Consider the following 15,378-nt stretch of genomic DNA (forward strand, 5'->3'; position numbering starts at 1 on the left):
TTTACACCCTCTTCTTTGTTAATTTAAGTAATACTTTGCTCAAGCTTTCTTCCGTAAGATCCTCTGCATCAGCAAAATCTGATACCGTAAAAGCAGACTCTGTTGTTGGTTTATTTATAAGTTGGCAAAGATGTCTCAACATACCATCTGCTATTACTTGAATTTTTAATTTAGAAAACTGTTCTCTACTATACATCCAAATAAAATGTAACTTTTCATCTTTCACCATTCCGATAACATCAATTAGATGAGATGGCTTGGAATCTGGAGCATGATCTAAAAATGTAAACCCTGCCTCTTGCATAAACAAAGATTCCTTTGAAAACACCTGATCAAATTGACCCAAATAGTTAAAGCTTATTGGAGGCTTTTGCTGATGAAACGGTAGTATTTCTTTATTCAAGTAACGTAAAATACCATAGTCTACTCCTTGATTGGGAATTCGACGCAATTGTTCTTTGACAGCCTTTAAGCCTTCAATTGGTGTTTTAGTTCCTTGAAAATTTAGATGAACAGGATAAATACTCGTGAACCAGCCCACTGTCCGTGATAAATCAATACCTTCTATCATCTCTTCTCTCCCGTGTCCTTCTAGATGAATAGAAACCGTTTGCTGATTTGTACAATCGACGATAGCTTGTCCTAATGCCGCCAATAGTACCTCATTAATCCTTGTCTTATGAGTGACTGAAACTTCGTGTAACAATGCTTGTGTTTCTTCTACCCCTAAAGTCCTCGTCACTTGATCAATCGATTCTTCTGTTGTTTCTTGTATTGGATAGTCCATTGGAATTGTCATTATTTCTTTTTCTACTTGTTCATTCCAATAATCCAGTACTTCTTTTGAAATACCCGAATCACTGTATGTCTGGAGTCGTTCAGACCATTCTTTAAAAGATGTACTTTTCGCAGGTAAGCGAATTTCTTGACCTTGTTTCATCTGGTTATATACCACCTGTAAATCTTCCAATAAAATTCTCCACGATACTCCATCTACTACTAAATGATGAATCACCCAGAATATTCGATCATTTCCAGTCAAGTTATCCTCAAAGTAAACTACTCTCATTAACGGACCAGTAACTAAATTGAAACTAGCTTGATTAATGTTCATCTCTTCTTGTATTATTTTATTCCACTCTTTTTCATTAACTTTGTTCCGTTTTACAACATGGAGTACTGACAGCTCATCAGTCCCTTCATTTCTCTGCCTCCATGTTCCGTTTGGTAACTGCTCGTACCGAAAACGTAAAGCATCATGATGTTTGATTAAATTTAATATTGCTCCCTCTAGTAACTTCACATCCAATCTCTCTTTTACTCTTAAAAGCATTGATTGATTCCAATGCTCTGGATGTGGATGTTCTTGCTCGAAGAACCAGTACTGAATTGGAGTAAGAAGCACATCTCCTGTCACAATCCCCTGCTCCGCTTGTACTCCCTGCGTTTCTATAGCCACTTGTGCCAGCTCGGCAATAGTTGGGCATTCAAACATTTGCTTTGGAGTAAGTTTTAACCCTAATTGACTCGCTTGGGATATAATCTGAATACTGAGAATCGAGTCGCCACCAATTTCAAAGAAATTATCATAGATTCCCACTTTTTTAATACCTAATACTTGCTTCCAAATGGTAGCCAGTATCTGTTCATTACTATTCCGAGGGCCAATACATTCACTATTAATCTGCTTTTCCTCCGGCATAGGTAAGGCTTCACGATCAATTTTTCCGTTAGCTGTAAGTGGAATGGCTTCCATCGTCACATATCCCGAAGGTACCATATAGCTCGGTAGTTTCGCTTTAAGATACTCTCTCCACGCACCTACATTTCCATCTCCTACAACATAAGCTACTAATCGTTTATCACCCGGTTGATCTTCTCTTACAATTACAACTGCCTCTTTTATAGATGCATATGCATTTAAAGTAGACTCAATCTCCCCAATCTCAATTCGGAAACCACGTATTTTAACCTGGTGATCAATTCTTCCACGATAATCCAGATTCCCATCTGGCAAATACCTCGCTAAGTCTCCTGTCCGGTATAATCTTGCTTTCGGATCACTACTAAATGGATGAGGTATAAAGCGCTCTGCTGTTAATTCAGGTCTATTTAAATACCCACGTGCAAGCCCTGCCCCGCCAATATAAAGCTCACCATCTACACCTATAGGAACAGGTTGTTGATAAGCATCTAATATATACACTTCTAAATCTGGAATCCGTTTTCCGATATTACTTCTCGAAGCATGATGTACATCATCTAGAGTAATTGGATAATATGTAACATGAACTGTAGTTTCTGTAATTCCATACATGTTAATTAGTTGTGGTTCTTTATCCCCATATCTTTGAAACCACGGTAACAAGCTAATGGGTTCTAACGCTTCTCCGCCAAATATCACATAACGCAGTTGCAAATTTTTATTCTTATCTTCGTGTTCACCCACTCGTATTAATTGTCGAAATGCGGAAGGTGTCTGATTAAGAACTGTGACCTCTTCCTCCACCAATAATTGATAAAAATCTTTTGGCGATCGACTAATCCAGTACGGAACAACAACTAATTTCCCACCATATAATAATGCTCCCCAAATTTCCCATACTGAGAAATCAAATGCATAAGAATGAAAAAGCGTCCAAGTATCTTTTTCATTAAATTGATACCAACAATCCGTCGATTTAAATAACCGAATGACATTGTGATGCTCTATCATAACGCCCTTTGGATTCCCTGTTGATCCCGAAGTATAGATTACGTAAGCTAAATTTTGGGAATTCACATCAGAAACCGGCAAGGTCTTACTTTCTTTCCAAATCTCATCTTGATCACGATCCAAGCAAATCGATTCAACATTTTCTGGTAAACATTTCAATTCTTTTAAACTTTCTTGCGTTACGAATAACTGAATGCTAGCATCCTCTAAAATATATTGAAGTCGCTGTTCTGGATATGTTGGATCAAGTGGAACATAAGCCCCACCAGCCTTCAAAACCCCTAAAATACCTACAATCATTTCGAGAGAACGTTCAACACACAGTCCAACTAAAGTATCAGGTCCTATTCCCCTTTTCTGCAGATAATGAGCTAACTGATTTGCACGTTCATTAAGTTGCCTATAAGTAACTTTTTCTTTTTCATATGTAACTGCAATAGCGTTTGGATAAATCATTGCTTGTCGTTCGAACAATTCATGAAGAGTTTCCCGAGGTGGGAAATCCAGCTTAGGATTGTTGAACTCAACTAAATTTTTTCTTTTATCTTCATCTGAAATAATTTCGATTTCAGCTACCTTCTGCTTTGGGTTTTCAAAAGTGTTTTCCATTATCGCTAACATAACGTTAAAAAAGCGTTTTATCTCTTCCTTAGAAAATAGCTCCTCACGATAATCAATATGTACATGTAAAGAGTCTATATCAATTAGATTTTCAATATGCACTGCAAGATCTTGTACCTCTTCACGGTTTGCGATCCATAGTGAGTCACCACTTTCATCACGATCCCTATAATCAATCGTAGTTCCGAAAAGTCTCACATTGCTGTTATTCTCTTTATTAATCTCCTTTAATAATAAATCGAATGGATATTTCTGATGTCTTAATGATTTACTTTGTTTTCTGGACACCCTACCAATAAATGAAAGCACTTCTTCTTCTGGATCAATATCCATTCTTAAAGGAACTGTACTCACCATCATTCCAATCAATTTTCGTTCCATTTTAGTCATGCGGTTGCCGTAAGCCATTCCTAATGCAATATCAAGTGATGAAGTCCACCGATACATGGACAACGAGAAAGCAGCGACAAAAAGAGTATATAAACTAAATTTGTAGTTTTCGGAAAAAAATTCTATTTTTCTCTTCAAATGCTCCGATAATATAAACGTTTCGCGTGATGCTTTGGTACTAACCTGGTACGTATTATAGGGCTTCAATCCGGTCACAGATGGAAGTGTTTTAAATTCCTCTAACCAGAATTTTCGATCTTTTTGAAAGCGGCTACTATTCAAGTATGTTTGTTCATTGGACAGAAATTGAACATATGAATTTTTAATTTCGCCTTCCACAGTCTCGTTATGCATTTCATAATAATATTTTGCAATCTGCTCAGTAAATATTTGAATTGATAAACCATCCATGATAATATGATGAACATTTCCAAAGACTGCACATTCATTATCGTTTAATTTTATTAAAGCGAAATAGTACAAATTTGAATTAAATAATGTAAACGTTTCTTTTGTTTTCTGCTCAATCCATTCGTCAAGCAAATCTGAATTCTCAACATTACTGAAATCGAAAAACTCAAATTCTTGGTCTTCATGTTTAATAAAATATTGTTTAGGTTCCTGATGCCCATTTTCTTTTAATCTAATGCACAGACCGTCATTTTCACTGATAACACGATTCACAACTTGGTTTAATTTTGAATAATTCATTTTTCGATGAAGTTTAAATAAAAATCTTAAATTACATATCCCTTTATCAGAATGAATAACTTCTGTATACCAAATTCTTCGCTGCGGGTGACTTAATGGATAACTATCCTCATTGATCATAAAAAATCTTCCCTTCAAAAATTATTTGCTCTTATAGGTTCGTGTTTATGTTTAGCCCATAAATATTTCTGCAGTGAAACTCCAATTACTCCAATGACAACAAGCCCAATCCCGCCATAAACATAGAGTTGAGTTACTCCAAACAAATGTACTAATGGGCCACTCATAGCAGGAGAAATAATTAGAACTGCGTTTGTTAAACTGCTTTGAATACCAAATACTCTTCCTACTTGATCCTGATCAGATTCTATTTGTAAAATGACTTGATTAGATACCAGCATCAGCCCACTTCCAACACCAGCGATAAAACTAATCAGATAGGCCAAAACGAAGACCGTACCGGGCGTTATCAAACCAATCCCCCCAAAACCAATTCCCATTAAAACCATGCCTCCACATACTACCCAACCATATTGAAATTGTTTTAATTTCTGAGTTAGTAATGCACCAAGTATTCCGCCAAGACCAATAATAGAAATGATATATCCCATTTTACTTTTATCATGTGGGAATAAACTCTTAAATAAAGTTGGGAATTGTGAGTCTACTAATTGTAATACTGCCATGGCTATTGTAACGAAAATCATAGTTGATAATATTATCCGATTAGATAACACATAGCCCCACCCTTGTACCCAAGCGGCCCAAGTGCTTTGCTTTTGCTTTTCAACAAGTTCTTTCGATATAGTTTCTTTGAACTTTATTGTTGGTATCAGAACTAACGTAGCTAATAAACAACTTATAGCTCTTATAATTAGGCAGAACTCTGGTTGAAACCAACTCAGCAACATACCCCCTATAAGTGGGCCTACTATCTTGGTACCTTGCTCTACTATTCCGTTAATACTTACTGCTTTAGTAAGCAAATCTGGAGATACAATCTGTCTTGTTAGTGTTTGTTGTGCAGGATAATAGAAAACAATAAAAATGGAACGAATCATTAATGCCACTAAGAGCCAGTGGATATTTTGTACAAATAAAAGAGCAATAGTTATTAAACCAACCATCAAATTACAGAACATCATAATTGGAATTTTTCTAAAACGATCTGCAATAACACCTGCCCATGAGCCAAAAATAATTCCAGGAAGTGCATATGCAACAGGGATCAATCCAATCATAGTAGGATCTACTTCCCATTCAAACCCAACTATAGTCATAATCGCTAACATATCAATAAAAACACCAAGCATAAGCAATGAATAGGCAGAGAAAACTTGTAAATAAACCCTATTTCCTAATAAGCCTTTTGAATCGGTAGTTTTCATAAAATGTGCTCCTTAAATTTACTAAAACGGATGTTTTTGTGTACACAATACCTCTTTTTTGCACATAAGTTATAACTCTACATATATCCATCCGAAATTTAATAGTATTTAAACTTCAATAACTATAAAATTCAATATCTTTGGTATAATTTATGCATTCAAATATACTTATTTTTAGTTTTTATACATTCACTTCTGACTCTAAATATTCTTTTTCACCTATAAACGTGGACAAATTAAATGATTTCTAGTTATATCGTCATTACAACCACAGTAAAAAACGATAATATTTCATTAATTTATCTGAACAACTATCTTTGATTTTCATATTCTACAAGCTAAAACTCTACTTAATGAAAATAATCCATTAATAGCTATCTAAACCTAAAATTTACAATAGTTAAACCATCCAAATTACACCCTCTTTTCAGAATTTTCTTTTTTCTATTTAAAATACTATCACACAAATTTTCTAGCTACTATCTTCATAAAGTTGAAATAATCGAATTGGAAAATTCAGATAAAAACAAAGTAAATTTGCAATTAACTTACTTAATATTATTTTCACAAACGCTATTGAGTCCTAATAAACGATATACTCCTCTTTTTCCACATATATGTTAATCATAAAAATTACTTCTTTTCCGTTACTGGTTTATTTTTCATAAGTAGGTCATATCTATTACCCCTTTCATGCCTCTTTATATTTTTATCATATACAATGAGAATTTCTTTTTTCTTACCCATTACTTACAAATTACTTACTTTCAAAATCGCTTTTATAATAAGCTTGAAGGAGCATCTGTGCAGGAAAGTTCAGTAAATATATTAATAAAAAAGAAACACAGAGGTTTTTTACTTCAGTGTTTCTTTTTCCATCCTTTTAACGTATTCCCCGAAAGAATTCTCCTTCCTCAAGCGTGTGAAGGGCGTAGCCCAATGATAGGTGGGAGATGAATTTCGGTTTGGCATAGCCAAAAACTTTTGATAAACTAGCTATATGAAGTTCTTTGATAACTTGATATAGAAGGTTGCAGGAAGAAAATAGAGTGCGAAAACCAAGCCATTCGGTTCCTGCGTAAAATATCAACCGTACCAAAAGAGCATCCATGCGTTGGACTAGGGGTGGAACACCCCGAAGTAACGCTCAGGGAGACGAAAGGTTACTTTCGTCGTGGAACTGAGAAGCTCCCACTTCAAGCTTTGCTAAGTGGCGAGTAGTTCACATACTAAGAGTCGATTTACCCTTAACAAGATGAATTCTGGCTCTTTTCTAATGTAATTTTTCTTCATGCGTTACAACACAACTGACATTGTGCTCCATGAAATACTCCTAACATTGCTAAAATTACTTATTTTTAAGTCGAAATTTATTTAACTTAGGGCGGATACTCCATATCCATCAGCTTAAGAAAAATAAACGACCTCAAAACGAAAAAATAAGCTACCTTCCCAAAGTAACTACCTGTAGAAAAAGAAAATGTTCATTTAGGAGTACCGCCCCATGCTCATCAAATTAAGAAATTACATCCCCAAGATGAAAATCCCGTGTATTTTTGTCCGAAAACAACTTATTTTTTCGGTTTGGGGGCACTTCAAAACCTTAGCTTGATAGCGATGTGGTGCTACCCCTATATGGACTAAATATCATAAAATGTTAATTTTCTTTTGATTGCCTATATATTCAATATCCATCCAGCCATTTTTGGGTATGTTCGATAAAACGTTTTGTCGCTGGTAATGCGTGTTTAATGGAAGTAAGTGACAATCCAAGCGATCGTATAGGTTTGTCTTCCAATTCCACAACCGTAACATTTTCGCATTGGCCTTGTAATGCGAGTTCAGACATGACACTAATTCCAAGCCCGTTCTCCACCATCGCGACAATAACATGGTCATCACCGGTTTCAAATTGGATATTGAGATGAACCCTAGCAGCTTCTAATACTTTCCTAACATCGTAACCACATGAAGAAGCAGGCATAATAAAAGGCTCTTTCTCGAGCTGATTGTACTGAATTATAGATTGTTTACTTAGTGAGTGATTTTTAGGAAGGACACATAGCATTCGATCTTTTCTTAGTGGAATAGATTCTAGATGGCCCGACGACGGTAGTGACATAAAACCTAAGTCAATCACCCCTTGTTGAATCCACGTTTCAATCATTCCATAATCACCTTCCATTAATTTGATTTCAATTCGAGGATATTCCAAGTGAAATCGATGAATGATTGCAGGCAACCAGTGAGTAGACACGCTTGTAAAGGTTCCAATGCGCAAAGTTCCTGCCACTATCCCATTAATCTCTGCAACAGTTTGCTTCAATCGCTCATTATGATTTACTATTTCACGAACATGCGTTAAAACACGCTCACCATTTTCCGTTAACCGAACACCTGTTTTATTCCGAAATAACAGTTGAAAACCATACTCCAATTCAAGACTTCTAATCGCATGGCTGACACCTGACTGAGTCACATTCAGTGCTTCGGCCGCTCTTGATAAGTTCCCCATTTCAACCGTCTTCAGAAAGATTTCTAACTTAGTCAGACTCATCGTTTCTCCTACTTTCTCATGTATGAATTTTGTTCAAGTATATCATTACATATATTCGTTTTACTAATACTTGAATCACAATTAAACTAAGTACATAAAAATTGTAAAGGAGAGCTAAAAATGAAACCAATAAAGGCTAATCTTATGATTTTACTTGTTACAATGACCTGGGGTACTTCCTACCTTTTTATGAAAATCGGATTGGAAACTGTCCCTTCATTTTCTCTTGTTGCATTACGCTTTGGTATTGCTTTTTTGGTTTGTGCTGCTGTTTTTTTTAAACAATTTCGTTCAATTCATTTTGTCACCCTAAAATACGGATTTATTCTAGGATTTTTACTTTTTGTTGTATCTGCTTCAGTCATCTTAGGTTTAAAAACGACATCAGCTTCAAATGCTGGTTTTCTAGCCAGTTTGACCGTAATCTTTATCCCTTTATTATCTATCGTTCTGTTCAAAGATCGACTGAGTTACAGGCTGATCATTAGTTCCCTTGTTGCAATGACTGGAATTGGTTTACTGACTTTGAATAATCAATTGACACTCAATTCTGGAGATTTACTCTGTATACTCGCTGCTCTCTTTTATGCTTTTCATATTATTGTCACCGGAAGGGCGGCTAAAGTTGCCAATACATTGCAGCTTGGGATTCTTCAGTTGGGATTTGCAGGAGGGTTGGGCTTACTCTCTGCCCTGATTTTCGAAGAGCCGCAACTTCCATCCACTAAAGAGAGTTGGATCGCTGTACTGGTGTTAAGTATTTTCTGCAGTGCTTTTGCCTACATCATTCAGGCGATGGCACAGAAATACACAACACCGACACATACAGGACTCATTTTTTCATTAGAACCTGTATTTTCTGCACTGTTTGCATACCTGTTCATGAACGAATTATTGTCAACCCAAGGGTATATCGGAGCATTACTTATTCTAAGCGGTGTTATACTTGCTGAGATAAAAGTAAAACGAAAATCTACATTTAAAGCAAAAAAGAGAGATATGGAATGCACAGAGTAGTACTATTAATCTAAGTTCCTACCTATAAGAATTTTTTGTTAAAGATAAAATTCTAGTACAAGTAAGTAAGCTTTTGTAATTGATATGTTTATGAATTTTGATCAATCTTTTTTAAATCTACATTCAAATTTTCAACATGGGAATCCATTTTGATTAATCTTTTTTCAAATTGGATTCTTTTTAGTGCTCATTCAATAAAGATTTTCAGAGCGTGTATAATCAAACTTTATTTCAACCCAACAATAACATGTTTTGTTTATATTCCTTACTCCATTCCATCTTGCTTGCAACACGTTTACGTTATTCTTACCCTATTCACTCCAACTTGCAACATGTTTGCGGTATTCTTACTCAAATCATAATAATCATGATATATCCAGCAGCTTCAGTCTTTTAATATGATATTAAAAAGTGGATATACTTGAACGCATATCCACTGTTAAGTACGTATATTTTTTACCTTAAACATACTTTTTTCCCATTATATACTTACCTTCGCTTCTCCAATATCCTGCTTTTTAATTAAATCTAAGTAAAAATGTGAGACAGTTGTGTTGTAATAAGGAGAAATAAAAATAAATGATAGATTAAATGTAAACATTCCGATAAATGCGGCTAATAAAAACCATCCTATAAATGATAACCAAAGAACAAATAACTTTAGCTTTTGTCCTTTCATTATTCTTTTACTTTCTCTCAATGCTTTACTTGCTGTATAATCAGGATTCTCTACTAATATGTAATACGACATGGAATAAGAAAAATATTTAATAATACCTGGAACAATTAATAAGAGACTCCATAAAAAAAGAAAAATAGCTTGCAACAGCCCCAATTTCATTGATTTAAACACATTCTTCTTTTTAAATCCCGAAAATACATCGTCTACCTTTGCATCTTCTTTTTTCCCTAAGTGTAAAGTGAAAACAGAATATCCATAATTGAAGATACCTTGTATGACACTATAAATTAGGAAACAAACCCCACCTAAACCAATATAACTTAGAATAAGTACAGCAAGTGCTGTTGGATCTACTTGTGGTTCCCCACCAATTGAATAAATAAATAACACATCCGGGCCAATTATCCCGATAAACAGTGCAAATATTAAATACATGAAAGTGGCGATTGCTGATGCACTTAAGGTTGGTACAAAATAGAATAAGGCTGATACTCCTATACCTACTCCCCATTTCCCATCTAACGAATTAAGTGCTGCTTTCTTAAAATTTCTTGTCATACTTGTATTCCCTCCTTTTTTCTTATTTTTCCTTACTAAAAACATAAAAGAACTTGTAGCAGGCCCCGCTACAAGTTCTTTTAGTCAAATACTTTAGCTCATCGAAAAATTATTTATTCTACACAATCGGGGGTAATGCCTAAAATATGGTTTGTTAACATCATTATATAACATAATTATGAAATTTTGTTAAAAATTCTATATATTTAGACAAATTATTATCCACTTTTTTACTTATTTTTTATTTTCATGTAGTTTTATCTATTGAAAAAAGTATAAAACCTCTGCACTATTTCAATAAAAAGATTATTTAATAAACATGAAAAGACCACCTATAAAATTTAACAGGTGATCTTTTTTGTGATTTTGCACTTGTGCACTACTTTAAAAATATATCACAAATTCATCTAGCATCCTAAACATTTGAATCTACAAATCGGTCAAACTCCCACCTGGGGATCACAATGATGTGAATCTTTATACAACTGAAACATATTCCACGGTACAGCATCTGAAACCTCAAATTTATTTAGTAGTTCTGGACAAAGACCTTTAGTTGCTCCATCTTGAACAGGAAAGGCAAAGTTTTTATAAAGTACGGCTGTTGCAGCAGAGTAGTTATCCACTTTAGTTGAGAAGTAGCATACGCCATCAAAAAATCCATCATATCTTATAAACTGCAATAATAGTTGTGGGATAATATATTCTGGTTTGAATGTGTCAGTCGTATTTTTTACACGTACAGAACATGCTGCCATTAAAGGCCAAATAATTAGATAAGAAACTACTTCATTTGGTTCATTTAACTCCTCCGCAAATAAACGTTTTTTCATAATTGTACCGAATTCATAAAATTTATTAATTATCTTCTCTATAAAAACAACAGGTGATGTAGATAAATCTATATAACTTATATCATCTGATTTAAATACTGAAGTCTGGACCGTATTTAAATCAGGTTTATTAAGTTCTTCCCAGCAGGTTAAAGGTGAGCTTCCTAAATAGATACAAGGTAACCCAGGAATACTGTATCTATTTGTGCTGACTATTCCCCGAAGTTCTAACGGAATATGAAACATTTCTTTACTTGTAAATACATGATCCGTACCGACTCGCATTTTATAGAGGCATTCATTGTCAAAGTTTTGAAGTGTTTTTATATCATTGAAATGATTTGGTATAGACACGTTATTTATTAAAACTCTACGAAATTCTATAAAAGCCTTTGACGGAAAACCTTTATAATATTCTTTTAAAGAATTAATAATCCCATTACACAAATCCTTTACAAGTTCCAAATCCTTTTTTTGTAATCACTGTTTCTTTTGTTGCACTGCAGATGCTTTCTAACCCTGAGATATAAGTGGTGAAGCAATCTTCAAGATACTCTATAAAATCATCATTCTCCCTAGTTAGAGGTAACTTTCCCACCTCCTTATATAATTCAATGATAGGCAGCACTTCTAAAACCCAGTTTCTTAAACAAGTAATTAATTTAGCGTCTTTCGAGAAATCAGATAGTGACAATTCACTGGCTTGCTTTTCATTATAAGTATAAAAATTAAATTTCTTAGGTTCATCTATTTTTTTTAACTCTTCATATAAATTAAATGCAATATTGACTTCCTGTTTACTAACATTGGTGTCTTCTTTTATATGAGTTAGTTTAAGGGCTTTCTCTATTAAATCTGTTCTTAATTTTAAAATAGTAATCACATTACTTTTCAAATGAAAATATTTAATTAAGGTTTTACACTTTCTCAATATTACAGTATGAAATTTCTTATATAATTAAATTATTCTCTTTATTTATTTTATGTATCTGTTCCCTTTGAACCCTACTATTATAGGGTTCCTTTTTTTATAACCATATATTTATTAATTAACTTATCAATTTCCTGACTTAAATAGAGAACTTTCGTATGGCTAAAGCCGTGTTTATTTACCAGTTCAACTAATTCCATTTTTTTATTTTCTATTAGATCATTTAACTTCGCTACAAACATAAACTTTTTTATTTCACACTCCCCCTGAGCAAAATAAAAAGAGCTGCTTCCAGCTCTTGTATAATAAAAATCTTTATTATTGCAGTGTAAAATTTTCCATATTCTATTATAAATGAATATATATAAAGCTAACAACAATAATTTCTAGTGTATAAATAAAAAGCAGCAATATTTCATTACTTCTACTTCTTCTTTATAAATTCGTTATTAATGAAAACATATTCTTCTGGTTCATCAGCTTCACCATACCAAGCTTCCAGCTTTATAATATGTTCTGCTACTTATTTTTATATCACATTCATAAATAATGAAATAGGTATCACATTATATTCTGTATCTCTGTAGTTCTTTAGATTGGCTATAAATGACCATTCATTATCTTTTAAATTTGTATAATAGTCATTCTCTTCTTCCCAGTTTCCTACGTGCCACCTCATATATAGAAAATCATCTTCTGCTAATGCTTCATTTATCTGTTCCTTTGTAAATGGAATGTCTTTACTACGATTAACTTTTATATATTCTTTAACAATGGAAACTTTAAGGCTGCTTCTTCCCAGCTTCCTGTATTTATTAATTCCACCAATTCTTTATATTCATCCTTTATAATTACTTTACCTCGAAAGGCTGTATACATTTCAAAAGACAATTTTATCACCTTCTTAAATTCATTATGAATTTAATTAACATATATACTTAACTACACAATAGATGGTTTTAGAAATCGTAATACGTTTCCTTTTTCACTAAATTCACTCTCATTGTTACAATTTTTCGAGGAGAGATCCACTATATAACTCTCTGAAATTTTAAAAGTTCTTTCCTCATTAAACATTGTCAAAGGAACTGATACTCCAACATTATTATCTAAATGACTTAATACCATTACTGGTATAGTTTCTCCTTTTAATAAATCAACATATGAGGTCTTAACTTTATAATAATGGCCTTCTAAAAAATGCATTTTTCCGTTTATTAAATCCACTGCAACTCCATTATTACAGTACGCTAAGCTTTGATTTGAAAAATGGATGTCATCCGATACTTTAATAAATTTCATCGTTTTATTATCAAATATATAGTAACCCTCTCTTACTACAAAGAGATTATGCGGATTGATAAACTCTAGCAAATAATGCGTAATTTCAAAGCTAGTATCCCCCTCAATCATTTCTCTGTATTCTACATAAAGTTTCTCTAATTTTTTAAATGTACTTAGTTTGATCCCCTGATTCGGTCTTGATGCAAGTGTTAAGTCATCTAATAACCATTTAGCCACATATGTTGACGTTGGAATCATTTACAATTTACCCCCTTCAAAATTCTATATATGAACATATAAACTATTTAAATTTAATAAATTGGGCTCTACTTAAAGTATAGGCAGAATCTATTTAATAACTAAGATAATTCTCTAACTTTTTCATATTTACTTCCTTTGAACTACCCCCACTTTCACTTCGTTTAGAAGAGGGGATTCCTAAGTAAAGAGTTCTATCGAACTCTAATTTATTAGACTATCTCCACAGTCCTTGCGGTTAGAAGCCTTATCGCTTCATTCTTTAGATTGATACTTGCGTTAATATCTCTATCATGGTGTGTAAGACAAGAAGGGCAGTCCCATTTACGTAAGTTTAGATTTTTAACGTCTTTGTTTTGATATCCACAACAAGAACATAATTGGCTGGAAGCAAATGTTTTCGATACGACAATGACTTGTTTTCCGTACCATTTTGCTTTGTATTCTAACATGGATCGAAACTGCGACCACGATACTTCACTAATTGCTTTTGCTAACTTATGATTCTTTAACATATTCGATACTTGCAAATCCTCAATACCGATAACATCGTGGTTTTTGATGATTTCAGTTGAGATTTTGTCTAAGTAATCTTTTCTAGCATTTGAAATGTATTCATGAATTCTAGCTACCTTTACTCGTTGCTTATTCCAGCGAGAAGATCCTTTCACTCTTCTGGAAAGAACACGCTGTGCTTTCGCCAACTTAGCTTCTAATGATCGGAAAAACTTCGGATTTTTATAGGGTCTTCCATCTGACAAAATAGCGAAATCTTTTAGTCCTACATCTATTCCAATGTAAGAATGTGTTTTCGGAAGTTCTTGTACTTCTGTTTCAACTAACAATGACACAAAATATCTACCAGAAGGGTTCCGTCTAACTGTAGCATTTACAATACGTCCCTTTACTTCACGACTTTTGGCAAATCGAACAAGCCCTAGTTTTGGCAATTTAATTTTGTTTTCAATAACAGCAATGTTTTCATTTGTTTGTTTTGTGGTATAAGATTGTACGTTGTTTTTCTTAGATTTAAAGCGCGGGGCGCTGTTTTGTTTTTTGATAAAACGTGTATAGGCATCCGCAAGGTTGCGAACAGACGACTGAATCGCAATACTATCCACTTCTTTTAGCCAAACAAACTCTTTCTTTATGGCAGGTAGTTTGGCAGAGCATGTACCATAGGTCAAGCCTTTTCCAGTCTCTTTGTATGCGTGATCCCATAAGGATAGGAAATGATTGAATACAAAACGAGAACAACCAATCGTTTTGTTGATTAGAATTGCTTGTGCTTTATTTGGATAGATACGAAACTTATAGGCTTTATTAATCATCATTTAATTCACCTCCATTTCGGTATATGACTATTATGCAACGAACATATATTCGATATGTAGTGGAATAACACTTTATGTATGTCGAGACAATTGGACTA

Annotated in this window: 8 protein-coding genes and 2 pseudogenes; 1 reads left to right on the plus strand and 9 read right to left on the minus strand. The window is 33.7% G+C overall.

Going from position 1 to position 15,378, the window contains the following annotated elements; genetic code table 11:
* Window position 1: 1 nt before the first annotated feature.
* The 3 genes from AC2CGR_RS23010 to AC2CGR_RS23020 form a co-directional block, all read right to left on the minus strand.
* Window positions 2-4,558, minus strand: coding sequence for an amino acid adenylation domain-containing protein (locus AC2CGR_RS23010; protein ID WP_484481214.1), 4,557 nt, complete (start codon window positions 4,556-4,558; stop codon window positions 2-4).
* A 14-nt stretch (window positions 4,559-4,572) separates the two neighbouring features.
* Entirely contained in the window at window positions 4,573-5,826 is a 1,254-nt protein-coding gene (locus tag AC2CGR_RS23015; RefSeq protein WP_484481215.1) for an MFS transporter, read from the minus strand.
* Between the two features lie 1,684 nt (window positions 5,827-7,510).
* Window positions 7,511-8,383, minus strand: a complete 873-nt coding sequence (locus tag AC2CGR_RS23020; protein WP_000059805.1) for a LysR family transcriptional regulator — start codon at window positions 8,381-8,383, stop codon at window positions 7,511-7,513.
* Window positions 8,384-8,503: 120 nt separating this feature from the next.
* Here AC2CGR_RS23020 and AC2CGR_RS23025 point away from each other — a divergent pair, with 120 nt between their 5' ends.
* Entirely contained in the window at window positions 8,504-9,400 is an 897-nt protein-coding gene (locus AC2CGR_RS23025; protein WP_484481216.1) for a DMT family transporter, read from the plus strand.
* Window positions 9,401-9,881: 481 nt separating this feature from the next.
* Here AC2CGR_RS23025 and AC2CGR_RS23030 read toward each other — a convergent pair whose 3' ends face one another.
* The 6 genes and pseudogenes from AC2CGR_RS23030 to tnpB all read right to left on the minus strand — a co-directional run bounded on the left by AC2CGR_RS23030 (window position 9,882) and on the right by tnpB (window position 15,280).
* Window positions 9,882-10,640: a DUF975 family protein gene (locus tag AC2CGR_RS23030; protein WP_000197715.1), complete on the minus strand. Its 759-nt coding sequence runs from the start codon at window positions 10,638-10,640 to the stop codon at window positions 9,882-9,884.
* 440 nt (window positions 10,641-11,080) lie between these two features.
* Window positions 11,081-12,404: pseudogene (locus AC2CGR_RS23035) on the minus strand (hypothetical protein).
* Window positions 12,405-12,484: 80 nt separating this feature from the next.
* Window positions 12,485-12,646: an aspartyl-phosphate phosphatase Spo0E family protein gene (locus tag AC2CGR_RS23040; RefSeq protein ID WP_002004035.1), complete on the minus strand. Its 162-nt coding sequence runs from the start codon at window positions 12,644-12,646 to the stop codon at window positions 12,485-12,487.
* A 182-nt stretch (window positions 12,647-12,828) separates the two neighbouring features.
* Window positions 12,829-13,283: pseudogene (locus AC2CGR_RS23045) on the minus strand (hypothetical protein).
* 63 nt (window positions 13,284-13,346) lie between these two features.
* Entirely contained in the window at window positions 13,347-13,946 is a 600-nt protein-coding gene (locus tag AC2CGR_RS23050; RefSeq protein WP_484481217.1) for a hypothetical protein, read from the minus strand.
* A 212-nt stretch (window positions 13,947-14,158) separates the two neighbouring features.
* Window positions 14,159-15,280 carry an IS200/IS605 family element RNA-guided endonuclease TnpB gene (gene tnpB, locus AC2CGR_RS23055; protein WP_484481218.1) on the minus strand — a complete coding sequence of 374 codons (1,122 nt, stop codon included), beginning with the start codon at window positions 15,278-15,280 and terminating at the stop codon, window positions 14,159-14,161.
* Window positions 15,281-15,378 lie beyond the last annotated feature (98 nt).

Source organism: Bacillus sp. LSHTCR4 (assembly GCF_057197025.1).